This window comes from Thiobaca trueperi (assembly GCF_004342175.1).
Classification (GTDB): Bacteria; Pseudomonadota; Gammaproteobacteria; order Chromatiales; family Chromatiaceae; genus Thiobaca; species Thiobaca trueperi.
Map to the genome: position 1 here is coordinate 61,367 of NZ_SMAO01000004.1, position 24,556 is coordinate 85,922.

At 60.2% G+C, this 24,556-nt stretch carries 19 protein-coding genes, 2 tRNA genes and 3 pseudogenes; 14 read left to right on the top strand and 10 right to left on the bottom strand.

Features of this window, described 5'->3' with window-relative positions; translation table 11 throughout:
* Positions 1-15 precede the first annotated feature (15 nt).
* Positions 16-213, bottom strand: a complete 198-nt coding sequence (locus EDC35_RS08485) for a helix-turn-helix domain-containing protein (protein WP_132976828.1) — start codon at positions 211-213, stop codon at positions 16-18.
* A 102-nt stretch (positions 214-315) separates the two neighbouring features.
* Between EDC35_RS08485 and EDC35_RS08490 the strand changes: the two genes are divergently transcribed.
* The gene (locus tag EDC35_RS08490; RefSeq protein WP_132976829.1) at positions 316-813 is read left to right on the top strand and encodes a helix-turn-helix domain-containing protein; all 498 of its coding nucleotides are present in this window, start codon (positions 316-318) and stop codon (positions 811-813) included.
* A gap of 646 nt (positions 814-1,459) precedes the next feature.
* On the opposite strand, the gene EDC35_RS08500 is transcribed toward EDC35_RS08490, so the two are convergent.
* The 3 genes and pseudogenes from EDC35_RS08500 to bioF all read right to left on the bottom strand — a co-directional run bounded on the left by EDC35_RS08500 (position 1,460) and on the right by bioF (position 3,200).
* Positions 1,460-1,533 (bottom strand) — tRNA-Cys (locus EDC35_RS08500).
* Between the two features lie 197 nt (positions 1,534-1,730).
* Positions 1,731-1,862 (bottom strand): annotated as a pseudogene (locus EDC35_RS18830) (hypothetical protein); the annotation flags it as partial.
* Positions 1,863-1,970: 108 nt separating this feature from the next.
* Positions 1,971-3,200 (bottom strand): 8-amino-7-oxononanoate synthase, encoded by a 1,230-nt coding sequence (gene bioF, locus EDC35_RS08510; RefSeq protein WP_132976830.1) that lies wholly within the window; start codon positions 3,198-3,200, stop codon positions 1,971-1,973.
* A gap of 160 nt (positions 3,201-3,360) precedes the next feature.
* Here bioF and EDC35_RS08515 point away from each other — a divergent pair, with 160 nt between their 5' ends.
* The 7 genes from EDC35_RS08515 (at position 3,361) to EDC35_RS08545 (ending at position 12,721) form a co-directional block, all read left to right on the top strand.
* Positions 3,361-4,554, top strand: a complete 1,194-nt coding sequence (locus tag EDC35_RS08515) for a pyridoxal phosphate-dependent aminotransferase (RefSeq protein WP_132976831.1) — start codon at positions 3,361-3,363, stop codon at positions 4,552-4,554.
* A gap of 41 nt (positions 4,555-4,595) precedes the next feature.
* Positions 4,596-4,671, top strand: a tRNA-Asn gene (locus EDC35_RS08520).
* Positions 4,672-5,070: 399 nt separating this feature from the next.
* Positions 5,071-6,159, top strand: a complete 1,089-nt coding sequence (locus EDC35_RS08525) for a DNA cytosine methyltransferase (protein WP_132976832.1) — start codon at positions 5,071-5,073, stop codon at positions 6,157-6,159.
* A 107-nt stretch (positions 6,160-6,266) separates the two neighbouring features.
* Positions 6,267-6,671, top strand: coding sequence for a very short patch repair endonuclease (locus tag EDC35_RS08530; protein WP_132977161.1), 405 nt, complete (start codon positions 6,267-6,269; stop codon positions 6,669-6,671).
* Positions 6,583-7,896 carry a sigma-70 family RNA polymerase sigma factor gene (locus tag EDC35_RS08535; protein ID WP_132976833.1) on the top strand — a complete coding sequence of 438 codons (1,314 nt, stop codon included), beginning with the start codon at positions 6,583-6,585 and terminating at the stop codon, positions 7,894-7,896. Before EDC35_RS08530 ends, EDC35_RS08535 begins: the two co-directional genes overlap by 89 nt.
* A gap of 54 nt (positions 7,897-7,950) precedes the next feature.
* Positions 7,951-10,998: a helicase-related protein gene (locus tag EDC35_RS08540; protein ID WP_132976834.1), complete on the top strand. Its 3,048-nt coding sequence runs from the start codon at positions 7,951-7,953 to the stop codon at positions 10,996-10,998.
* A 13-nt stretch (positions 10,999-11,011) separates the two neighbouring features.
* Positions 11,012-12,721 (top strand): hypothetical protein, encoded by a 1,710-nt coding sequence (locus tag EDC35_RS08545; RefSeq protein WP_132976835.1) that lies wholly within the window; start codon positions 11,012-11,014, stop codon positions 12,719-12,721.
* Positions 12,722-12,859: 138 nt separating this feature from the next.
* Here the strand turns inward: EDC35_RS08545 and EDC35_RS08550 are convergent.
* Positions 12,860-13,534 (bottom strand): annotated as a pseudogene (locus tag EDC35_RS08550) (integrase core domain-containing protein); the annotation flags it as partial.
* Positions 13,535-13,629: 95 nt separating this feature from the next.
* Here EDC35_RS08550 and tnpA point away from each other — a divergent pair.
* The 3 genes and pseudogenes from tnpA (at position 13,630) to EDC35_RS08565 (ending at position 16,553) form a co-directional block, all read left to right on the top strand.
* Positions 13,630-14,029: pseudogene (gene tnpA, locus EDC35_RS08555) on the top strand (IS200/IS605 family transposase).
* A gap of 357 nt (positions 14,030-14,386) precedes the next feature.
* Complete coding sequence (locus EDC35_RS08560) at positions 14,387-15,598, top strand: HDOD domain-containing protein (protein ID WP_132976836.1); 1,212 nt, start codon at positions 14,387-14,389, stop codon at positions 15,596-15,598.
* Between the two features lie 91 nt (positions 15,599-15,689).
* Complete coding sequence (locus EDC35_RS08565) at positions 15,690-16,553, top strand: HDOD domain-containing protein (protein ID WP_132977162.1); 864 nt, start codon at positions 15,690-15,692, stop codon at positions 16,551-16,553.
* A gap of 129 nt (positions 16,554-16,682) precedes the next feature.
* On the opposite strand, the gene EDC35_RS08570 is transcribed toward EDC35_RS08565, so the two are convergent.
* From EDC35_RS08570 to motA, 4 genes are all read right to left on the bottom strand, one after another.
* Positions 16,683-17,447, bottom strand: a complete 765-nt coding sequence (locus tag EDC35_RS08570) for an OmpA/MotB family protein (RefSeq protein ID WP_132976837.1) — start codon at positions 17,445-17,447, stop codon at positions 16,683-16,685.
* A complete protein-coding gene (locus EDC35_RS08575) occupies positions 17,444-18,538 on the bottom strand; it encodes a hypothetical protein (RefSeq protein ID WP_243651563.1) in 1,095 nt (364 codons plus the stop codon). Before EDC35_RS08575 ends, EDC35_RS08570 begins: the two co-directional genes overlap by 4 nt.
* 239 nt (positions 18,539-18,777) lie before the next feature.
* Complete coding sequence (gene motB / locus EDC35_RS08580) at positions 18,778-19,665, bottom strand: flagellar motor protein MotB (protein WP_132976838.1); 888 nt, start codon at positions 19,663-19,665, stop codon at positions 18,778-18,780.
* A gap of 15 nt (positions 19,666-19,680) precedes the next feature.
* Positions 19,681-20,535: a flagellar motor stator protein MotA gene (gene motA, locus EDC35_RS08585; protein ID WP_132976839.1), complete on the bottom strand. Its 855-nt coding sequence runs from the start codon at positions 20,533-20,535 to the stop codon at positions 19,681-19,683.
* Positions 20,536-20,688: 153 nt separating this feature from the next.
* Here motA and EDC35_RS08590 point away from each other — a divergent pair, with 153 nt between their 5' ends.
* Entirely contained in the window at positions 20,689-22,107 is a 1,419-nt protein-coding gene (locus EDC35_RS08590; protein ID WP_207896163.1) for an HDOD domain-containing protein, read from the top strand.
* Between the two features lie 10 nt (positions 22,108-22,117).
* Here the strand turns inward: EDC35_RS08590 and EDC35_RS08595 are convergent, their stop codons facing one another.
* On the bottom strand, positions 22,118-22,405 hold the full coding sequence (locus EDC35_RS08595) for a late competence development ComFB family protein (protein WP_132976840.1): 288 nt from the start codon (positions 22,403-22,405) through the stop codon (positions 22,118-22,120).
* 209 nt (positions 22,406-22,614) lie between these two features.
* Between EDC35_RS08595 and EDC35_RS08600 the strand changes: the two genes are divergently transcribed.
* Both EDC35_RS08600 and fliE read left to right on the top strand, forming a co-directional pair.
* Complete coding sequence (locus tag EDC35_RS08600) at positions 22,615-23,967, top strand: sigma-54 interaction domain-containing protein (protein WP_132976841.1); 1,353 nt, start codon at positions 22,615-22,617, stop codon at positions 23,965-23,967.
* Between the two features lie 202 nt (positions 23,968-24,169).
* Positions 24,170-24,526: a flagellar hook-basal body complex protein FliE gene (fliE, locus tag EDC35_RS08605; RefSeq protein ID WP_132976842.1), complete on the top strand. Its 357-nt coding sequence runs from the start codon at positions 24,170-24,172 to the stop codon at positions 24,524-24,526.
* The last annotated feature ends 30 nt before the right edge of the window (positions 24,527-24,556 follow it).

A 24,556-nucleotide genomic window follows, 5' to 3' on the forward strand; every position in this document is an offset into this window, starting at 1 on the left:
TTGCCTGCGCATGTCTTAAGCCTCCTTCATCAGATCCGCAACTTTGACATTCAGACGTTTGGCAATGGCGTCCAGCGTTTGAATGCTTGGCGTTCTAATCCCGTTTTCAATCTGCGACAGGTAGCCTTGTGTGACGGGTAGCTCATTCGCGAGTTTTGATTGCGTCAGCCCGTTTTCCAGGCGTACCGTCTTGATCTTGTTGCCAATGTTCATACCGTCTCCTAATTAAGATTGTTATTAAAAAGGTTGTATTATAACACATTATTACAGATTACGGTGTGTCATACTTGGGTTATTATTGCCAGGTATTCAGCTATGATCGGTCCTCGTTTAAAATCTGCTCGCTTGCATGCGAAACTGTCACAAACGGCTCTCGGTGAATTGGCCGGGATCTCCCAGCCCTTTATTGCGTTAATTGAGCGCGGCGAGCGCGAGCCGTCAGATGATGTCCTCGAACGCTTGGCGAAGGCGCTTGATCTGCCGGTGTCTGCGTTGCGCGTGGATCCCGACGATTCCGCGATGGAAGCGGAACAGTCTGGGCCACCGTCAGCATGGCAGAAAGACCAGCGGATTGCGGTCTTGTCGGACTACCGAACCGCGCCCGGCCTGCTGGCGCTGGCGCAGGATCAGGGGTTGTTGGCGTTGCTGAAGATCCGCCCGGATGAATGGGCCATGCTGCGCTCGCTCGACAGCCCGTTTCCGGTCAGCAAGGAGGGCTATGTGCAACTGTTGTTGACGTTGCGCGCGGTGACTGTGGGCGGCGAGGCGATCCCGCGAACTGATGTTCAGCCGCGTTCGTCTTGTGTTGCGTGATGCCCGCGCAGTCAGCGGTAGCGTGGAAATCGGCGATCATGTGGTAGCCGGTTATTTGCTGGTGCGAGCGTGACACAATCGTGACGCGCTCGGGTCACGTTGGGGCGGCTTGAGTCACGTTGAGTCACGAAAGGCGCGGGGCGGATGCGCTAACGTGTTGAATAAGAAAGCTGTTGCACGGGGGCCGTGCATTCGCAATGCGGAGGTCAGGGGTTCGATCCCCCTCGGCTCCACCAATCAAGCATCCAGGCATGTCCAGCACGATCCGAGAACCCGCCTAAGTGCGGGTTTTTTATTGTCCTGTTTGTCTGTATTGGGGGTGACATCTTAAACCGCGCCAGCTCCGATAATCCTTGAGTCTGCCAGGGCCGATTCGATCCACAAAGATCGCATACCGTGCTGGGCGCGGTTTAATGCATCTCACGGGACTTGATGCGGCTTGACGTGATGCTCATCCTGTCCCCTTGATTGCCATCTTTACTGATGAAAGGCAACCGAAAGGGCATGTATGGTTATCACGTTGGGTCGCTGCACCTGGCTGGCCTATGGCCTTGCGTGACTTGGCAGTTAAAGAATAAACAGGCAAAGAAAAACCGGCACTTAGGCCGGTCTGGGAAACGTCTTGGAATGTCTTGAAAGGGGTGTTTGGAGGCTGAGCCCGGAATCGAACCGGGGTGCACGGCTTTGCAGGCCGCTGCATAACCACTCTGCCACTCAGCCAAGCGCGCATTATATTGGACAACCCATGCGTTGTCACCCGTAACCTCAGCAGTTCTTGCGCGAGCGCGAGCCATACAACCATGCCCGCCGGCCGTATGCCGCGCGCGCGGCAACCTGGCAGCGATCATTCTGCAGGATGTCCGGTAGTCGATGGTACTGAGCAATCTACTGACGGTCACACCGGCCTGCTTGAGTTGACGGCTCAACTCGGCCATGCTGAGACAGCTCAGGGTGTCGCCGTGGCGGGCGCGGGTATAGTCGTCTAGGTCGAATGCTTTGTGCACCAGGCGGTAGGCGACGCTCTTGCCGTCCGTAGCGGCGGCCGGCACGGCCGACAGGGTTGTCCGTCCAGACCCTGGAGGTGGGTGTTGATCAGGATGATGCGATGCAGACTGGGCATTGGGATCCGTCCTTGTTCACTGGCGAAATGGGCGGCCTCATAGGCGATGGCCAGCGTTACCGGTGCGTTCCAGAGGTCGAAATAACCCACCGCTTAACTCATCGGCGAGGATCCGGGTCAGTGCGCCGAGCAGGCGATCAATATCGGCTTCGGTGTGCGCGGCGGAGAAGGTGATGCGCAGTCGGGCGGTGCCTTCGGGAACTGTGGGCGGACGGATGGCGCTCACCAGAATGCCCTGCGCTTCCAATGCCTGACTCCAGGCCAGCGCACGTGCGGCGCTGCCGGCCAGTAAAGGTTGAATGGGCGTCTGCGAATCGGCGAGCGGCAGTCCGAGTTGGGCCGCCCCCTGTCTGAAACGCGCGATCAACGCGCGGAGCCGCTCCCGGCGCCAGTCCTCGCGCTCGACGAGCCCCAGACTGACGCAGGTCGCCTCAGCCAGTGCCGGCGGGCTGGCCGTGGTGTAGATATAGGGTCGGGCGCGCTGAATCAGGGTCTCGATCAGATCCTCAGAACCGGCAACGAAGGCGCCGAAGGTGCCAAATGATTTGCCCAGTGTGCCCATGAGGATGGTGGACGCATCGGGGGCAAGCCCAAAATGATCCAGCGAGCCGCGCCCGCCACGTCCGAGCACACCAAGACCATGTGCATCGTCGATCAGCAGCCAGGCCCCGGCGCGATGGGCGATCTGCGTCAGTGCCGGCAAAGGGGCCAGATCGCCATCCATGCTGAAGACGCCATCGGTCGCAATCAGCCGTGTTGCCGCATCGCCCAGCAGACGGGCGAGCGCGGGGGCGTCGGCGTGCGGATAACGGCGCAGGTCTGCCCGCGCGAGCAAGGCCGCATCCAGCAGCGAGGCATGATTCAGACGGTCCTCACAGACCCTGTCGCCGCGCCCGGCCAGCGCCGCGATGACCCCAAGATTCGCCATGTAACCGGTGGAAAACAGCAACGCCCGTGGGTATCCGGTAAAGGCCGCAAGCGTCTCCTCCAACGCCTCATGGGCCGCGCTGTGACCACTCACCAGATGCGCCGCCCCACTGCCCACCCCCCAGCGCGCCGCGCCGCGTTGCAGTGCAGCGATGACCTCGGGGTGATTGGCGAGCCCCAGATAATCGTTGCTGCAAAAACTCAGCATGGGACGGCCATTGATGAGCGCCTGCGGCTGTTGGGGCGCATCCTGCACGCGCCGACGGCGGTAAAGGTGCGCGGTCTCCAGTTCGTCGAGCCGGGCGCGAAGATCGGGGAGCGGATGCGGACTAAGGGGCATGGGTCAGAAGCGGTTGGCGGTTGGCGCAGCGATGAGTATCGCACACCATCAAAACATGCCCGCAAGATGATCGACGTGCCGCCAGGCGAGCGTTTCGCTATGATTGCCTCCTGCAACACCCAATCCAGCCACCATCAAGACATTTCAGAGACCACCATCGATGACCATTCAACTCGCCGCCCGCGTTCAGGCCGTCAAGCCGTCTGCGACCCTTGCCATCACCGCCCGCGCCAAGGCGCTGCGCGCCGAGGGCAAGGACGTGATCGGACTCGGGGCCGGTGAACCCGATTTCGACACCCCCGACCACATCAAGGCCGCCGCCATCGCCGCCATCCAGTCGGGCTTCACCAAATACACCGCCATCGACGGCACCACCGAACTCAAGCAGGCCGTCATCGACAAATTCAAGCGCGATAACGGGCTGGAGTACGGCCACGATCAGATCCTGGTCTCGTGCGGCGGCAAGCAGAGCTTCTTCAATCTCGCCCAGGCCCTGCTCAATCCGGGCGACGAGGTCGTGATCCCGGCGCCCTATTGGGTGTCCTATCCCGACATGGTGCTGCTGGCCAGCGCCGTTCCGGTCCTGGTGCATGCCGGCGCTGATCAGTCCTTCAAGATCACGCCCGACCAGTTGCGCGGCGCGCTCACCGACAAGACCCGCCTGGTCGTCATCAACAGTCCCTCCAACCCCACCGGCATGGCCTACAGCCACGCCGAACTGGCGGCGCTTGGCGCCGTGCTGCGCGATTTCCCGCAGGTCGTCATCGCCACCGACGACATGTATGAGCACATCCGCTGGCGCCTGGAGCAGCCCTTCGTCAACATCCTCAATGCCTGCCCGGACCTGACGCCCCGCACCCTGGTGCTCAACGGCGTCTCCAAGGCCTATTCCATGACCGGCTGGCGCATCGGTTATGCCGGCGGTCCCACCGACATCATCAAGGCGATGAAGAAGATCCAGGGCCAGAGCACCTCCAACCCGACCTCCATCTCGCAGGTCGCCGCCCAGGCCGCGCTGGAAGGCCCGCAGGACTTCATCGGCATGATGGTCAGGGCATTCAAGGAACGTCACGATGTTGTCGTCGACCGGCTCAACCGCATCCCCGGCATCGAGTGCCTGCCGACCGACGGCACCTTCTATGTCTTCCCCAAGGCCACCGGCCTGATCGAGCGTCTGCCCGGCGTCAACAACGACCTGGAACTGGCCGAGTACCTGATCGAACAGGCCGGCGTCGCCATCGTCCCCGGCTCCGCGTTCGGACTGGAAGGCTGTTTCCGCATCTCCATCGCCACCAGCCCCACCAATCTGGAGCAGGCCGTGGAGCGCATCGCCAACGTGGCAGCGGGGGCTTGACTTGAGGCTGAAAGGTCACTAATATTCCGGGCTCGCAACATTCCCTGGTAGCTCAGTCGGTAGAGCGGGTGACTGTTAATCACTAGGTCGGCGGTTCGAGCCCGTCCCAGGGAGCCAAATAAGCGTTGAAAATCCTCGTGTTTCGCTGAGACACGGGGATTTTTTATGCCTGCTGGTCCCTTGCTCTGGTGCATTTCCGGGGATTTTTGTCCCTGGCTCTCCCAGTTCAAGCGACTCTAGCCCTTCTCCTAAACTTAGACCTTCAGTCGGATTCGACTGAGTCATCCTCGGCTCTCGGCCCTGAAGGAACCTTCGGTTTCTGCGGACTGATCATTGTGCGTGTCGTATCCTTCCAAAGGAAAAAACGAATCCAACAATGGATCTTGATATCGATCAATGTCCTCTGTCGAGATCGGAGCCCAATCATTGGCCCAATCGATTCGTGTAATATAATCGGGTTGGTATCAGCTTCTGCTGAGAGAAGGGGACTACTTATGGCGAAAAGGAGCTGAACAGATGGTTCCGATTCCGTCGAACATTCAGGCCTGCTGCGTCGATCTCTTCTGTGGGGTCGGAGGACTTACGCATGGGTTTATCCGAGAGGGGCTCCTCGTTGTCGCCGGGATCGATTCGGATCATCTCTGTCGCTTCCCTTATGAATACAATAACAATGCTACCTTTCTCGAACGAGACGTCGCCGATATGACTGTCGAAGAGGTCGACGGCCTCTTCGTACCAAATCAACTCCGCGTTCTTGCTGGATGTGCACCCTGCCAACCGTTCTCGACTTACAGTCAGCGATACGAAACGCATCGAGATGCCAAATGGAGCCTCCTATATGAGTTCGCCCGCTTGGTGGAAGGGATCGGACCAGATATCGTCACCATGGAGAACGTGCCCAGAGTCGTGCGCCATGCTGTTTTCGGAGACTTCGTCGCCAGACTGAAAGATCTCGAGTACGAGGTCTGGAGTGACGTCGTCGAGTGTGCTCGATATGGCGTGCCTCAGACGAGGAAGCGTTTGGTCTTGCTGGCGTCCCGCCATGGGCCGATCCGGATGATCGAGCCGACTCACGCAGAACCGCGCAGTGTCAAGGACGCGATCTTTGGCCTAGAACAGATCGAAGCCGGTGAATGCGCATCGGCCGACAGGTTGCATACGGCCTCATCCTTGTCGCCTAAGAACCTCGAAAGGATCAAAGAATCGAAGCCGGGGGGATCGTGGCGTGACTGGCCAGAGCATCTGATCGCCGATTGCCATAGGGAATCCACTGGAAGGACCTACCCGAGTGTCTATGGACGGATGGAGTGGGACAAGCCCGCGCCGACGATCACGACACAATGCCACGGCTATGGAAATGGGCGCTTCGGACACCCGGACCAGAATCGGGCGATCTCATTGCGCGAAGCGGCGATCCTTCAGAGTTTTCCCCTCGACTACCAATTCGTTCAGCCCCACGAGCCGGTTCAATTCGCTCCGCTCGGTCGAATGATAGGGAATGCCGTGCCAGTCGATCTGGGTCGCGCCATTGCTCGGAGTATCCTGAGGCATTTATTGGAGTTGAATTTAGGCTCGCCTGAATCTCACAATATGATCAAGCATTGAGCGTATCAGTTGGCTCAAGGCAACGAAGGCGATTGGGTGAGTATGGTGCGGAGTCATTCTTGACCAGCAAGGGACCGGCGCCCTCGTCCGAGGCGGCGAGTCGCCGTATGGCGAGAACTGGTCCTCGGGATACCTCGGCGGAGATGCGAATTCGACGCCGCCTCCATGCGTTTGGATTGCGCTACCGTGTTGATTATCCACTCCCCGACCAACCCCGTCGACGAGCTGATATCGTCTTCACTCGGACTCGCATCGCCATCTTCGTAGATGGATGTTTCTGGCATGGTTGCCCCGAGCATGGGACTGCGCCGAAGAGCAACTCCGCCTTCTGGCGCGAAAAGATCGAAACCAATCAGCGACGTGATCGAGACACGAATGCTCGGCTGGAGAAAGCCGGGTGGGAGGTCGTACGAGTCTGGGAGCATGAAGATCCGGACGAGGTCGTCGCCAGGCTCGCCCGCTTGGTTCGGGCTCGCCGAACCGATCAAGGACGCAAATCAGATTCCCAGTGACGGGAATGCTCTTCAGTCATGCAGCACATCCACGGAAGGAGGGATTTTCAGGATCAGCGACGGAGGAAGTGTGGACGAGTCGAGAATAGACAGGGTTGTCAAAGACCTGGTTGCAGATCATGACCGACGTGATGGATCTCTGCCCAAAGATCATGTCGAAAGACTATTCGAGAAGCGACAACTCAGCGTCGAGGAAGGCGCCGAGGTCTTTCGGCAACTGAGCGAACTGGGCATCAGCTTGGAGGAAGAGCCCGAGAGTCTTGACGACTCTGAGATCAAGGACTTCGATGCTGACGCCTATCTCCCTACCGACCGCGAAGAGGTCCATGAGTACCTCGCTTTGAAGTGGCACATCAGGAGGACCAAACTCCTGACTGCCGAGGAAGAAGTCGATCTGGGGCGTCGCATGGCACTCGGACGCCGCGCCCAGGATGAACTGGATGCCGGCATATCACGATCCGAGGAACATGACAGTGTCATCGAACGGGCCAAACGCGCGAAGGAAGCCATGGTCATGGCGAATCTCCGACTCGTTCTCCATGTTGCCATACCTTTTGTCGGCTTTTCCGATCTAAGCCTGGATGATCTCTTCCAAGAAGGCGTCACCGGGTTGATGCGTGCGGCGGACAAATACGACCATGCGCTCGGTTATCGGTTCTCCACCTACTCGATGTGGTGGATCAGGCAATCCGTCACACGATCGATCGCCGACCGCGGGGCGACTATCCGACTTCCCGTGCATGCCTATTTGGATGTACACCGCTTCAGACGGGCGCGCCGTCTCTTGGAGCAGACGCATCCCGAAAGACGCATCCGCATGCACGAACTTGCCGATGAATTGGCCTGGACCATCGATAAAGTGCACTTCATCCAGCAAGTCGCCAGTTTCGTACCAGCATCGTTGGACGATCCGATCGAAGGGCACGACGATTTCACGCTGATGGATAGTCTCGTGTCGAATCTCCCATCGCCGACGGATCAACTGGAGCGCAGTGAGCTTGCGAGATGCGTCGAAGATGCGCTGGGCGGTTTGAAACAGCGCGAGATCGATATATTGCGGCTTCGGTTCGGGTTGAGCACTTCCGGATATCAAGCGACTCTAGAAGAGATCGGACTGATGTTTGGGGTGACCCGTGAGAGGATCCGGCAGATAGAAGCCCAAGCCCTCGCTAGGCTCAGGCATCCGAGTCGTGGGACTGTACTCCGAGAATTCCTGGATTCATGAAGGCAGGAAATGCCAGGACGACACCTAGACCAGCAGGATTAGGGGGTAACGAGAATGACTCTTGAGTCTGATCGCGAGAGATTCGTCGATTGGCTGGCGCAGCGCATGACTCTTGCCGGCCGGGGTGATCGTGAAGATCTGCTGACGGTCGAGCCATCGGGGAAGTACTGGCTGGGTCGATTGCAATCTGCCGAAGCTGTGATCGAGAGCGACTGGGGGGACAGGGGGGAACGTTTAGAGCCCTGTGCTTTCGGTATCAAGGTCAAACCGGCCCAGAACGGGCCTTGGCACTTCCATGTCGTTGCTTCGTGCCGAGTATGGCTCTGGGACAAGTCCGAACGGCAGTGGCGGAAGACCAACGCGGCGGATGTGCGAACGACGGTGGACGTGCCTGCGCAGATCGGCGCGCATAGGTTCGGGGAGGACGAATTCGCTCGTGCACTCGAAGACGTGACGGGACGCCAAGGGCTCTCGGCACGGATCGACGTAGATGTCGAGATCGGACGGTCGGGCGACCATGAACTGACGATCTCGCTCGTCAACTGTTCTCCCAAGGAGCACTCGGAATTCAAGGATACCCGGCTCTATCAATGCGAGATGCGGTTGGAAGGATTGGAGCCGACGCCCTTCATGCTCGAATCGCTGGAGGACTCGTTCCGTTACGATCGACGGGTGCCCGCTTACGGCATCAACTGCGGTGTCCAGCATCTGGACACTGGTGTCTTCGTCACCGAGGACGCCGTGACGGTCGATCGCCGGAGACCACATTACTGGAGCGTGGATGAGCAAATGCCCACCATGCGGTTCGACGACTTGGCGCTAGACCCGATTTCACCGGCAGAAGCCCTTCTATCGTGCCTCCGGCGCTGGGGACGGGCCAATTGGGCGGCTGACATCCTGGATCTGCGAGCAGCCGAAGAAGACTGGTCGGCGGAGATGCGGATGCAGGCATCCAAGGCGGCGGCCCAGTTCGAGGATGAGTGCGAACGACTCACCAATGGCATCGAACTCTTACGGTCGAACGAACGGCTATTGCGTGCTTTCCAGGGGATGAACCGTGCGATGTCGCATAGCGCCAATGGTAAATACGATGCGTGGCGCCCCTTCCAGTTCGGCTTCCTCCTGGCCAACCTCCGATCGATCGTCGATGTTCATGACGAATCCGAGATCGTGGATGTCGTCTGGTTCGCGACGGGCGGTGGCAAGACGGAGACCTATCTCGGACTACTCGTCACGGCTGCGCTCTACGATCGACTGACGGGCAAGGTGTCTGGAATCACGGCTTGGAGCCGCTTCCCGTTGCGGATGCTCTCATTGCAGCAGACTCAGCGCTTCGCGGACGCCATCGCGGCAGCAGAGCTGGTCCGCCGAGAAATGCGGATTCCTGGCGCCCCCTTTTCGCTCGGATTCTTCGTCGGACAAACGGCGACCCCCAACCGAATCCCTGAGAAACCCAAGCCTGGCGAAGCGGATCCCGATGACGACCAGATGCCGGCACGGTATCAGATCCTGGAGTACTGCCCGTTCTGTCATCAGCGATCCATCGTGATGGCTTTCGATCGCCGCCTCTGGAAGCTGGAGCACCGTTGCAACGACTCCGCTTGCGCTTCAGCGGGCCGGGCGTTGCCGGTCTATGTCGTGGATGAGGAGATCTACAGGTTCCTCCCGACCATCGTCGTCGGCACGCTCGACAAGGCGGCATCCATCGCAATACAGGCATCCATGCGGGGGATGGTCGGTGCACCGCGCGGTGTGTGCTCGAAGGAAGGGCATGGCTATACCTATGCTCCGAGAAGCTCGCGACCGTCCGGCTGTCTCGTGCCAGGCTGTCAGGGTACCTCGCAAGCCCTGCCCATGGATGCCGAGCGTTACGGCCCTTCGTTCCGGTTACAAGACGAACTGCATTTACTGCGGGATAGTCTGGGTGCGGTCGATTCACACTACGAAGCCTTGTATGACGCGCTCCAGAAGGAACTCTGCGGTCGCAAGCCGAAGATCCTCGCGTCCTCCGCAACGCTCACGGGCTACGAGAAGCAGGTCGATGTCCTGTACCGCCGATCGGCTCGCGTCTTTCCCGTACCTCCACCACGTTCGGGAGGTGGATTCTGGACGTCGGACTCGAGCGGCCTGATGCGACGCTTCATCGCGATCGCACCTCGGGGGGTGACCCTCGAATACACGGTCGACCGATTACTGACGGAACTGCAGATCGCATTGAGAGGGCTTGCGGAAGATCCCGTCTCGATTTGTGCGGAAATCGGGGTCGATCCATCGTCCGCCGGGGATCTGCTGTCCCTGTATGGGACCAACGTCGTCTATGGAAATACACTGCGCGACCTCGAAGCCGTGATGCGATCGATGGAGACGCAGGTAATCGTCCCCGGCCAGATCAATACGGCAACCTTGACCGGTAAGACGGACTTCGGTGAGGTCAGGGAGATCCTCGAACGCTTGCAGAGTCCGGAAGCCGAGTTCGAGAAACGGCTTCATATCATTTCGGCGTCGTCCATGATGTCCCACGGCGTGGACGTGGATCGCTTGAACGTGATGGTCATGTTGGGCATCCCCTTGTCGGCCGCCGAGTTCATCCAGGCGACCGCGCGGGTCGGGCGTCGTTATCCGGGAATCGTCTTCGTGGTCCACAAGATCGGACGAGAACGTGATGCCGGGGTCTATCGCTCCTTCCCGCAGTTCATTGCGCAGGGCGATCGGTTCGTCGAACCCATCCCCGTCACGAAACGCAGCCGCAGGGTGCTCGATCGAACGATCGCTGGCCTGGAATTGGCGCGTCTGCTGATGATCCATGAAGCCGTAGCTGGTATGCCCTTGACGACAGTGCAGGCATTCAAGCAGTACGTGGCGAGTGGAAGATTCGACTTCACCGCCGAACTCGAAGCGATGCAGGCGACCCTGGAATTGCAGAGCGACCTCGACGAGCCATTGAAGCGAGACTTGGCGATCTGGTTCGAGGAACTGCGTCACAACGTGTCGACACCGCCCAATGACGCTCGCTTCCCGTCCGACCTGTCTCCTTCGGGGCCTCCGATGCTGTCATTACGAGATGTCGAGAAGCAAGTTCCCGTCATCGGAACCAGAGTCTGAAGGAGACGACGACATGAGAGAGTCACGAAGCGCCTCCCAGATTCTGTTCGGTTTCCTGCCGGAGCAAACGGTCGACCTGCGTGGCGGAGTCTGGAAGGTCAAGGATTGGCGGCATCCCAAGGTGCGCAGCGAGATCGATTCGGCGGCCCTGCGCCGCGAGATCATTCGCCAGGCGACCCCTTGGCGGCTGGCGGGCATGGACGCGGGTTATGTCGAGCACCTGCACGCTGGAGCGGAGATCAAGGTGCTGACGCTCGATGAGAACAATGGCGTCGAAGTCGAACCCTTCCCTCGTTCGTGGATATGCAAGGCTTGCAAACGGATTCACGAGACGCCGGATGCAACCTGTCCTTGCGGAGCCAGAGGGCAGAAGGGGCAACTCTTCTTCGTGGGCTATCACGACAAATGCGGAGCGCTACGGGCACCCTGGATCCCGAAGTGCCCAGATCACAAGCAAGTTCGTGTCGTCTTCCCCGGGACCTCGTCGGCGACTGAGATCCGGTTCGAGTGTCCGGTCTGCGATCGGGAGATCCGACGCGGATTCGGCCATGTCCCGTGCCATTGCGGCCAAGGCAATCTCGTCTTCCAACCGCATCGGGCATCGTCGGTCTATACGGCCCGGAGCATCGTGATCGTCAATCCTCCGTCGCGCGAGCGTATCCGGGCGATCGCCGAAGCAGGAGGCCCACCCAAGGCGTTGTCGTGGGTCGTCGATGGAATGTCCACGAGAACCGTCGAAGAGGTGCCCGCGAGTCGTGAGACCTTGCGCCGGCAGTTGGAGGGGCAGGGATTGTCGGTCGAGGTCATCGACAAGATGCTGGACATCGCCGGTACTGTCTCGGGTGGGATCCAAGGGCAGGACATCGTTCTTTCCGCTGGTCAGCAAGAGGACGCAGAGGCCCAGGCCGTGACCATTGCGCTGGCGACGCTGGAATCTCGAATTCGAATCGAGGATCTGATCGACGCAACCGACGCAGCCAGTGAACTCGGGATGCTCTACCGGCATCGCTACCCCGATGCCCTAGGTTCCGCCGGCTTGTCCGCTCTCGACTTGATCGAGCGGTTCCCCGTGCTCACGGGCCACTTCGGCTATACCCGGGGCGCCCATGACCCCGGAGCGGGAAGACTTGTTCCCTATAAGGGTCGACACGGACAAGGGTACAAGGTGTATGCGGATATCGCGGAGACGGAGGCCCTGTTCGTTCGACTGGATCCAGTGCGTGTCGCCGACTGGCTCGTTGCCATGGGCCATGATCTCCCAACTTGGACGGACGACCGCACGGCGCGCATCGCGATTTTGGAAGCCGCTCGGCTGCCGTCTTCGACAGAGACGCATGAGGGTTCCGTTGGGAGTTCGCTCCTCTGCCTCGTGCATTCCTATGCACATCGGTTCCTGAGGATATCCGCTGTTCATGCCGGCATCGATCGAAACGCCCTCTCCGAACTCTTGGTACCACTGCACCTTGGATTCTTCATCTACGCGGCGGCGCGAGGGGATTTCGTACTGGGTGGGCTTCAAGCCGTGTTCGAGACAGAGCTGCATCCTCTACTCAACGCCGTCATGTATGACGAGCATCGTTGCGCATTGGATCCGGGATGCACCGATGCGGGAGGGGCTTGCATGGCGTGCCTGCACGTTGGTGAACCCTCCTGTCGATACTTCAATCGACACTTGAGTCGATCAACACTATTTGGTCCGAACGGTTATTTGCGCAAAGCGTGAGCGGGAGTGTGGCGTCTGTGTTTTCGGCGATGGGCAGCGGGAGCGACAGCCGTTCACCGTCTGGATCAGTGAGAAATTGCGGGTGCACTTCAGGCATGGCTCGGGCATCTTGGCTTGGAATCAGGCGGTATGCTCTGACTGCGGGATCTGGTGATTGTATAACCGCACATAGCCCGTGAGGGTGTCCGCGAGGTTCTGCGCGGAATCGAAGCGGGTGGTGGCGAGCACCTCGGCGATGCGCCCGTTGAAGCGTTCCACCATGCCGTTGGTCTGCGGGTGGCGGGGGGCGATGAGTCGGTGTTCGATGCCGTGATGCGCGCAGCCCTGGTCGAAAAGATGGCGTCCAGTCGGCTCGCGCTCGCCCGTCGCGCAGAAGCGGTCGGTGAATTCCTTATGGACAAAACCGGGTTCATAATCCTTGAAGGTCTTGACCGGCTGGGTTTCCCCTTCGGGTTGCGGGATCAGGGCGCTGAGGTTGGACACCCCGTGACGCCGCAGACAGCGATCCAGGCCCGAACGCGAGACGGCGGGGTGAATGAACTCCCGGGTGACCGCCAACAGATCGTCCAGCGGCAACAGCAGGGTCTGGCGTAACGCCACCACCACCTGCTCCTGCACGGAGCTCAGGGTGGCATGAATCCGGTGTGGACGGTGGGAGGCATCCTGATCGGTTTCGCGTCGCCGCCATTTGCGCACGGTGGCGCGATTCAGGTTGTATTCACGCGCCAGTTCGCGCTCCGACTTGGTGGACTCCCGCAATTCCTGACGAATGGCGGGCGTGGTGCGGGCGTTGCGATGCAGGTTCAGATTCATGGTCAGGTATCCCGTCAGGTCGGTGAGGGCGTCGTTGGCAGTGGGCGCTTGGTCCGCCTCAGCTCATCGCCAAGTGTGCGCAGCGCCTCGCGAGCCTGGAACAAAGGATAGCTCCTGTTCGGGATATAATCATACGGGATGCGACAATTCCGAAGTGTCGCCGAAAGGTTCTGTATGGACAGTTGCGGTCACATCTCGGAGAGGTGTTCCACAAGCTTGCGAGCCACAAGGAATGTCGCATCGAAGAAGGGCATCTGATGGCCGACCATGTTCACATGCTGATCTCGATTCCACCGAAGTACGCCGTCTCCGAAGAGCGCCATCCACTTGGCACGAGTCTACGGCGAGCGGCAACGCAATTACCGTGGTCAGCATTTCTGGGCACGTGGCTATTTTGTCTCGACGGTAGGTCGCGATGAGGCCACGATCCGAACGTACATACAGCGCCAAGAGGCCGAGGGTCAGCGACTTGAGCAGTTGAATCTGTGGCGCTGATCTGCCGCCTTTAGGCGGCCCAATAAACCGTGGGGCCGCGTTAGCGACCCCTTGCCGCTTTGAGCGGCTCACGAATTCAAAGCCCCCGGCTCTGCCGGGGGATGGTTACCCTTTTACGTCGGCCCCGACAATTCTTTGAGTCTGCTGGGGCCGATCTGATCCAAAAAACATCGCATACCGTGCTGGGCGCGGTTCAGTTGATTCCAACGCGGATCGTGCGTGCCACGAACAGGCATCAGCGGGGGGCGACGATCTGCTTTTTGACGGTCAATCCAGTTTATGCGGTGGCATCAGTTTGCCGCCCGATGCTGCTAGACTAGGGGTGAAGAGCCGTTTTGTTCATCCAGGAATCCACCCATGCAGCAGACATCAGAGGTTTTGTCGCTCCTGACGGAAATCGACCTGACCCGCGATCTTTCAGAGACCACTCTCCAGGAACTATCCACGCAATGCCGTGTGGGCGGGCTTGCCCCCAAGAAGCGGATTCGGGTGACGGATATCGCAGGACACCGGCTCTTTCTGATCGATGGGCATGCGGTACGGATGATCAACGGCATTGGCGAGCGTCTGGAAAGCTATCAGGGACTCAGCGAGCCGATCGATCTGTTCAGCGATTCCGAGGATCCAGGCGATTGCGTCATCACCGAGACCCCCTGCATCGTACTGCGGATGCCGGTCTCCGCCCTGGAATCGGCGCTTGCATCCAGCCTCGAAGTCAGTGACATCGAACTCAGTTCCACCGAAGGTGAGTTTCTCGCCGAACTCTATGGTCTCATCACCAGCAACCGACTGGAGCTGCCGGCGCGACCCGAGGTGGCACTGAAGATTCAGGAACTCACCAACGATCCGGATGCCGGAGTGACCGAGCTCACCGAGGTCATCCAGCGCGATGGCACCATTGCCGGTGCGCTGCTCCATGCGACCAACAGTCCGCTGTTTCGTGGTACCAAAGAGATTCTTTCGGTGCGCGATGCGGTGATGCGTCTCGGTTTTCGCAACACCCGGATGCTGACGACCAGTCTGGCGCTGCGCCAGACCTTCAAGGCCAGACACGAGGTGACGCGCGAGGCCATGAAGGCGGTCTGGACCGACGGTGTGCTCTGTTCGGCCTTCAGCTATGTCCTGTCGGATGTCCTCAACATGCTGCATCGCGAGCGTGCGTTGCTGGCCGGGCTGGTGGCGGGAATTGGTGCCGTGCCCATCATCCAGTTCATCGAAATGCGCGATCCCAACCCGCAGCTTGAACAGATCGAACGGCTCGTTGCGAAATTGAGCAGCATCACTGGCGTGCTCGTGATCAATTACTGGGGTCTGGGCGAGGATCTGGTCGCGGTGGCCGAGCAGTTCGGCAACTGGGATTACCTGGCCGGCGAGCCGGATTACGCGAGCATCGCCATGGTGGCCCGCTGGGCGGTCCTGCAAAGCGAAGGTCGGCCACATCCCGATGCGACAGAAGTGGCCGCGTTCAAAACGCTCGGTCTGACGCCGCCGCCGCCCGGCGAGCCGATTGCCGAGCTTGCCGACAGCGGTGAGTCGCTGGCGGCGCTGAAATCCATGTTCAACATGTGATGCCGGTCGATATGTTCAGGGGCATTCCGACTGTTATGCTTCCACGATTCTCGCCAGCCTGTCTGTGTTGGAGTATGCGCGCGTGTCATCCATGACTCTCGATACCCTGGTGCAGCGCACCGGTCGTCTGCTGGCCATCCCCCGGGTGGTCGGCGAAGTACTGAAGCTGCTGAGCGATCCGGACAGCCGCCAGTCGGCGATTGCGGCGCTGCTGGCGCATGACCCCGCGCTGGTGGCGATCGTGCTGCGTCTGGCCAACAGTCCGGCCTTTGCGCCGGCCCGTACCGTGGATTCGGTCGAGCGCGCCATCATGCTGCTGGGGCGCGATCATCTCAGACGGCTGGTGATTGCCGGCGCCGTGACTCAGGCATCCGAGCGGCTGCCGATGCAGAATCTGCTCCCGCTGGAGGTCTTCTGGCGTCATTCGGCCTATTGCGCGGTCATCGCGCGTCTGCTGGCCGAGCTGGAGGCCCCCGATCTGGCCGGAACCGTTTTTCTGGGCGGATTGATGCATGATCTGGGTCAATTGATTCTTTTCTCTCAGGCACCGGAAGCGGCCCATCTGGCCTTCCTGCGCAGTCTGAGCGAGCCTGACTCCATCTCGCCACAGTCCGCTGAACGCGCCGAACTCGGCTTCGATCACGCCCAGCTCGGCGGCGCCCTGGCGGCGCATTGGGGACTGCCGGATGTACTCTGCGCCTGTCTGCGTTTCCATCATTCACCCCTGGATGCGCCCGAAACCTTCCGTCTGCCGGTCGTGCTGGTGCATCTGGCCAATACCGGCGCGCATCTTGCCGAACTCGACTCCAGAGACTGGCGCGATGCCCCGCCGGTGGACCCCGCTGTCTGGGCGGCCGTTCGCATGCGTCCTGAAGCGCTCCTGGAGAGCGTCGAAAAGGCGCAGCATCAGGTGCTGGCCGTGGAAGCCCTGCGCAATCCGCAGTTGGCTGGATAAGCCCGATAAAGATCTGTCGAACCGCAAAGAACACAAAGAACGCCAAGTAATCGTTCTTTTTCTTCGCGTACTTTGCGCCTTTGCGGTTCCAATTGCCGAATTTAGATACCCCCGATGGCCTGACTGGAATCAAGGCCGCTGCGGCTGCTCTGTCTGAAGCCGGTCACGCCCGAAGGTTGCCGGCTCTGCAAGACTGACCGGCTCCAGCAGACGGGCCTCGAAATTGGTCAGCACGCTGAATTCGACCCGTCGCGACGCTGCTGCATTCTCCCGGCCGGATGCGTCCCGAATCGGTCGTGACGAAGAGAGTCCGACCGCTGCCACCCGATGCCGGAACCAGACCTCATCGCGTAGTCTGTCCAGGCCATAGGCGAAGCGCAGGACGGCCTGGGTGCGTTGCTGGCTCAATTCCATATTGGCGAAATAGGCATCCAACGGGCTGCTGCCGGGCGCCCATTCGCTGGACGTATGGCCCTCAATGCGGATCTCGCGGATCACCTCCTGGAAAGGCGTGAGCTGGGCGGCATAGCGCGGCAGGAAATCGCGCAGGATGGCCTCGAACTCGGGTTTGATACGGGCCGAGTTACGATCAAATAACACATCCGGTTCACGAAAACGCAGCGTCAGGCTGTTCCGATCAAACTCGGCGTTCCAGCGTTGTAAATCCTTCCTGAATTCACGATCGAGGGCCGAGTAAATGGCCTGTCGCACCTCAACCGCCGTCATTCTGACATCCGCTTCGATGGCGCGCGAACGCTCAAGCTGAAGCATGTGCAGCAGGGCGAGAAACAGAAAGATCATCATCAGCGATGACATGAGGTCGGACAAGGCCACCCAATGGAAATCGTCTTCCTGCTGGGGTGTTTTGGGCGGAGCGAGTGGCAGGCTGTTCATGCATGCGCCCTCATCGGTGAAGCGTGACGTATGCCATCGTCATACCTGCCATCCATGCCGTATTGACCTAAGCGCTGCTGCGCGCTCAATGCCGACAGTACGGCGTTTTCGATGCTTTCCAGCATGGCCTTCAGACGCTGATCGATCGCCGGGAAGGCCTCCTTCGCGCGGTCGCGCAAGTCCGCAATGCTGCCGAGCAGTGACTCCAGTTCGATGGATTCGCGGCGCAGGCCGACGATGGCCGATGCCTGATCCTCGACGTGACAGGAGATTTGACGGGCCTGCTCAGTGAGCGCTTGCAGACTGGCTTCGGATTTGGCCACGCCAGCCGTGGCGTGGTCGAGCTGCTGGCCGAGCGATTCCATGTGTTCACGATATTGATCCTGCCAGCGCAACAGTTTTTCCACCGAGGCATCCAGTCGGCGGAAATTCTCCCCGAACTGTTCCCCCAGATTGCTGTTGAAATCGCGGATCACCGATTCCAGCGCGGTGATGAGCTGGCGCGACCCCATCTCGCTGAGTTGATCGGCGAAGCCGCGCATGGCGTCGAGCTGCTGCGTATGCTGATGTTCCAAGGTCTGGATCAGGCGATCATCCAGTCGCGCAACCTGTTGGACCAGTTGCTGGATCGCCGCTAATTGCGCCTCGGCCGCCTGTGCCTGGTACTGCACGAGCGCCGTCAGATTGCCAGGATTGGCCAGGGAAGTTGGGTTCTGATGATCCGCATTCGCTGCCGCGTCTCGACTCAGAACCAGTATGAGACGCAGACAGACGGCCAGCAGAATCCCGGTAATGCTGGTGACGAAGGCAAGCTTAAGACCATCCAACAACATTGGAATGCTTGCTTCGATATCGTTGACATCAAAATGCAGTAGTCCAGTGGAAATCCCGAGAAAAGTGCCAAGGATGCCGAAAGTCGTCAGCAGCGTGGGGACACTGCGATAAAAGGTGGGCGCGCGATTGCGCAGGATCAGGACCAGCGCGCTACTGAACAACGCGAGAAGAATGAACGTGAAGACACCGATGACCATGTTGGCATCATCGAGATGACTCAGCGTTGCGAACATGCCACCGGCAATGGATTCGAACATAACCACCTTCCGCTCTTGTGTATCGGGATGCGCCGCCTGCTGTCAGGCGTGTCTGCGGAAAGCAACGCACAATTCAGGCCAACACGATCAGTCAAGCCGTGGCGAGGCGGCCACCCATCGCTGGGTTGGCCGGATGTCGAAAGGGTGTCGGCTGCGAGCGTCAAGATCCTGACGACGCGGAACGATTTGAGGAATGCTGTTTGAGACGGCGCTTGACGGGCAAGCCTTGGCGAGGAGGATTATTTCGGTTTAGTCAATTCTTCTACGGTTGTTGTTTCTTCCTGGACGGCTTCATCGGTCTTTTTATTCATGACGATGATGCTGATGCGCCGATTGATGGGATTGTCAGGATCGGTCTTGTCGAAAGGAACCGTGGAGGAAAGGCCCACCACCCGACCGACCTTGTCTTCCCGCATACCGCCCGCGATGAGTGCACGTCGGGCGGCATTGGCCCGTTCGGTGGAAAGTTCCCAGTTGCTGAAGCCAGCACGTTCGAGAGGGCGGGCGTCGGTGTGGCCGGTCAGGCTGATCCGGTTTGGCACCTGATTGATGATGGCGCCCAGTTCCTTGAGGATGTCATGCGTATAGTCCTTGAGCTGGGCGCTGCCCAGGTCGAACATGGAGCGGTTTTCCTTATCGACGATCTGGATCCGCAGTCCTTCCAGCGTGATGTCGATCAGGAGCTGATCCTTGAAGGGGGCCAATGCCTGACTCTTGTCCAGTGCATCTTCAAGCGCCGTTTGCAGCGACTCCAGGCGGGCCTGATCCTGCTCCTGGGCCAGCTCATCAATCCGCTCCTGATCCAGCGCTGCCGTTTGCGGCGCTTCGGGGGCCATGTCGATGGCGCCATCGAAACTGATGATGGAGGGTGACGAACCGGTTCCCTCGCCGGTTGACTGCGAGGGTGCGGTACTCATGCCTTCGAACGCCGAGGGGTTGTTGAAATACTCCGAGATGGCCGCTTTCTGCTCTTTGGTGGTCGATCCCATGAGCCAGAGCAGCATGAAGAACGCCATCATGGCGGTGGCGAAATCGGCGAAGGCGATCTTCCAGGCGCCACCGTGATGGCCCCCTCCCTTGAACACCTTCTTGACGACAATGGGCTGCTTGTTGGTCTCGATTGCCATGCCTGATGACTCCTGTTAGCCGCCGCCACGCAGATGCTTTTCCAGTTCGCTGAAACTGGGGCGGAAGTCGGAGGCCATGGTTTTTCGGCCAAATTCCACCGCCACCTGCGGGCTGTAACCCTGGACATTAGCCAGGATGCAGGCCTTGAGACAGGAGAGAAAGCGTGTCTCCTCGGCCGCATAACGCGCCAGCATGGTGGCGATCGGGCTGACGAAACCATAGGAGATCAAAATGCCGCTGAGGGTTCCCACCAGGGCGGCGGCGACCAGACTGCCAACTTCGGACATCGGGCCGCCCAAGGCAGCCATGGTATGCACGATGCCGAGGACAGCGGCCACGATGCCGAAGGCGGGCAGTCCGTCGGCGACCTGCTGCACGGCATGCGAGGTCTCTTCGGCCTCATGGTGATGGGTGGTCAGCTCGACGTCCATGAGGTTATCTAGCTCAAATGGATTCATGTTGCCACTGACCACGAGCCGCATGTAATCGGAAATGAATTCGCAGGCGTGATGATCTTTCAGTAGGCGCGGATATTTCTGGAAGAGCGCGCTGCTGGATGGCTCCTCAATATCCGACTCGATGCCCATGAGCCCTTCCTTGCGCGCCTTGGTGAAGAGGTCATACATTAGCCCCAATGCCTCCAGATAATCGGCCTTTTTGTACTTAGAGCCGGTAAACAAGGAGGGAATGGATTTCAGCGACTTCATGACGACGCCCATGGAATTGGCGATGATGAAGCCACCCAAGGCTGCGCCCAGGATGATGATGAGTTCGAAAGGCTGCCAGATGGCGGCAACGTGACCGCCACCCGCCGCGAATCCGCCGAGGACGGCACCCAATACGACGATGGAACCAAGGATCAAATTCACGCTGTCAGGTCCTCAGGGACGTTTTGCAGGTCGGGCGGCTTGCTTGTGACGAAGGTTATTGGCGGCCAATAATAGCGAATTGGGGCATTCTTTGCTTGACTCAGGATCGCTGGGATGACCCTTCATGATACTGATTACAGGGGGATGCGCACTGTGTGTTCAGTTTGGCTGAAGGCGGTGACGGCCAATGCCGTGCCGGATGAGCTGCCGATCCTGGCGCGGTCGCGGCAGGGTTTGGCGCGACTGCTGACGGATGATCTGGCACCGTTGCGAACCCTCTCCATGGCGCTCATGGGCGATCCGGCCATGGCGTTGCGGGTGCTGCAACAGGCCAATGTCGTGCCGCACCGCCATTTCAGGGCGGATGTGGTGACTTTGGAGGATGCGGCGCACATGCTGGGCACCCAGACGCTGCTGCGTCTGGAGTCCGAGGCCGCCGTGGACGAGCGGGTACTGAATGCCGAACGTCTCGCTCCATACCGGCGAAGCGCGGGGCGCGCGGTGCTGGCGGCCCTATTCGCCTACGACTGGGCCGAGATCGATCATGACCGCTTTCCGTCCGAAGTGAGTCTGGCTGCACTGTTGAATAATCTGGGTGAGTTGTTCCTGCTTGCGCATGGCGATGCCCGTATCAGCCGCTATCTGGAGTTAGTCGAAGGTTGCCATGTGCTCCCGCATGAGGCCGAATATGTCTCACTGGGTGAGAGCCTGGAAGATCTTGGGCATGTGCTGGCGGTGCAGTGGGGCTTGCCCGAGATGGTGCGCGAGGCGATGCGCGCCCGCAATGCGCGACATCCGAGGGCTCTGTGCGTGATGCTGGCGACCCAGATCGCCCGTTACGCCTTTTCCGCCTGGCGTCATCCGATGCAGATGGACGACCTGCATCTGGCGGGCATCGTGCTGGAACTGGAGCTGCCCGACCTGGCGCAGCGGATCAACCGCGTGCTGGATCACTTCAATCGAACGGCAGCCGACTATGGTCTGGCGCCGCTCAAGAGTCTGCCGATCGATGACACTGGTCGGCCGGCGGTTCTGCCTGCAATGCGACAGGTGGTGTTTGGTCTGGCACCGCGTCAGGACGATTACGCAGCCGCCATGACCGCCCTGCGCGAGGGCGAGCCGGTTGATCGCGAGTCGGTGTTTGCGATCCTGCTGCGCGGTCTGCACCGTGGCCTGGGGCTGAATCGCGTGGTGTTTGCCGCTTATCGCGCCCGCGAGGATGCCCTGGTCGCGGAATATCTGGTCGGCACCGATTTCGAGCCCTCCTTCAACCGCTTCAGCCTGTCGCGCCCGGACGGCGGGCTCTTTGCCGGGTTGCTCGACGCGCCATCCGCCGTCTGGCTCAACGATGATAATCAGGCCGCTCTCGCCCCCCGGATCCCGGTGCCTCTCCTGGAACTGATCGGCGTTACGCGCTTTTTCGTCATGTCGCTGTGGGTCAGGGGGCGCGTCATTGGACTGGTTTACGCGGATCGGCGCACCGAGAGCTGTCATCTGGACGCGCGCAGCTACCAGTCATTTCGCGAGCTGGTCGGTCAGGCGGTTCGCTGTCTGGAGCATCTGGCCGAGTAGGCGCTCATCTTCAACCTTCCCGCTCGTCGTCACGACCAGCGCTGCGTCGCCGGAGGGTTGCGATGGCGAAGCCGACAGCGTCCGCCACCTCCTCGCGCATGGTGGCGTGTTCCTGGTCAGTGAGATGGGCCGCCAGATCGATTGAATAGCGCACATAGCGCGGTGGCAGGTAGTTCAGCGCCACACAGGCCAGGTCGTCCACATAGTCGCTGCCGGTCGCCTCGTCCTGCTGGAGCAGGGTGTCATGGATGCGTTCCATGACAAGCCGTTCATAGTAATTGCCGATACTGGAGAGCATGATCCTCACCTTGTTGATCCGAGCCGATGCAAATGGAGATGTGAATGGCGTGGAAAGATTGTTGATGTCGTGTCGATGCGCCGATCTTACCAAGCCCGGGCGCCGAAGGTGTGAACGGCTTTTCCACCGGACGCGAAGCGGTTAGGATCGCGGCAGCTTGAATTGAAGATGGTGTTGACGATGCCGGACAACCGGAATTTGCCCAGGTGATGAGAATCGGTCTCTTTGGTCAGGATCCAGCGCGTGCGACGACGCGCTGCATTCTCGAATTTCTGGGTTGCGAGGTCCGGGAGCTGACCGCCTTGAGCGCCATGACCCAGGCGGACCTGGCGGGGCTCTGGCTGTGCGAGTCGTCCGCGAACCTGGACGCGCTGCTCGACGTGCTGCCCCACGCCAGCGCCCTGCCGCTGGTCTGCCAGCCAACCGACGGCATCGCCTTCGAGACCCGGCGCGCCTTTCTGGCCGAGTCGCCACTGACGCCGGGCAAGGTGATCCAGATTTTGCAGCGATTACAGCTCGGACAGACAGCCGATCCGGCGTCTGAGACCGATCTGGTGGGTCGCCATCCGGCGATGCTGGCGGTCAAACGGCTGATCGCCCAGGTCGCCAGAACCGATGCCACGGTGCTGATTCTTGGTGAGACCGGTTCCGGCAAGGAGGTGGTCGCGCGCGCCATTCACGACGCATCGAGTCGTGCCGGCAAGCCGTTCGTTGCGGTCAACTGCGGCGCCATTCCGGCCGATCTGCTCGAAAGCGAACTCTTCGGTCACGAGAAAGGCGCCTTTACCGGCGCTTTTACAGCCCGCGCGGGACGTTTCGAGCTGGCCGCAGACGGGGTGCTCTTTCTCGACGAGATCGGCGACATGCCGCTGCCGATGCAGGTGAAACTCCTGCGCGTGCTCCAGGAACGCACCTTCGAGCGGGTCGGCTCGAACAAATCGATTCAGACGAATGCCCGCATCATTTCCGCAACCCATCGCAATCTCGAAACGGCCGTCGTCGCCGGCCATTTCAGACAGGATCTCTTTTTCCGTCTCAATGTCTTTCCCATCGATCTGCCCCCGCTGCGCGAACGCCAGAGCGATATTCCGCTGCTGATTGAGACGCTCGAACGGCGTCTGCGCGAGCAGGGGGCGGAACCGGCCGCGCTGACCCCGTCCGTGGTAGCCCATCTGGAGCGACAGGCCTGGTCGGGCAACATCCGCGAGCTGGCGAATCTGCTTGAACAGCTCTCGATCATGTATCCGGGGCTGCTGGTCGATCTGCCGCAACTGCCGGCCCGCTTCCGTCCGCTGGATGTGGAGTTGCTGCCGGTGCTGGAGGAGCGTCGGCGTGCGCGTGACCTTGTGCCCACTGCCGATCCGATCGTCTTGCCCCCGGAGGGGATCGAATTGCGTGACTACCTCAACGACCTGGAGCGTGGCATGATCGTCGCCGCGCTGGAACAGAACAGTCAGGTGGTTGCCCGCGCCGCCCGTCGGCTGGGGATGCGTCGCACCACGCTGGTCGAACGCATGCGCAAGTTCGGGCTCGAACGGGACGGATCGGACGCCGTGAGCTGACCCTGATCCTTCATCACACGATCCTGCCTGGCGACTTCTTTGCTTCCACCCTCCGGCAGCGTCAAAAAAACGCCGTCTCCTGTCGGCATCGAAATTGCTCTATCGCCATCATCATCGGTGCGGCGCTTTGCGCCTGACCTAATCGAGGCGATTCCGGACCCCGGAGTTCCGGGCGCGCGGCGCAAAGCAGGAGAGGCCGGGCATGAGCGAAATGCAGATCCAGAGCGTCCTGCAGCAGATGCGCGCAATGTCGCAGTCGGGTCGCATTGAGCAGTCCGGGCGCAGCGAAGGCGTGGCGCCGGTCGCACCGGTCACAGGGGTGCGGCGGGTCGAAGGCGAGGATTTCGCCTCCAAAATGAAAGAGGCGGTGCGCTATGTCAACGACGTGCAGCAGGACGCCACGACACTGCAAACCCGCTTTGAACTCGGCGACAATCAGGTCAGCCTGCCCCAGGTCATGATCGCCATGAATAAATCGACGGTCGCCTTCGAGGCGACCAACCAGGTCCGCAATCGTCTGTTGTCGGCCTACCAGGAAGTTATGAGCATGCAAGTCTGACCGGACGGATGATCGGGTCGACGGAGAAAC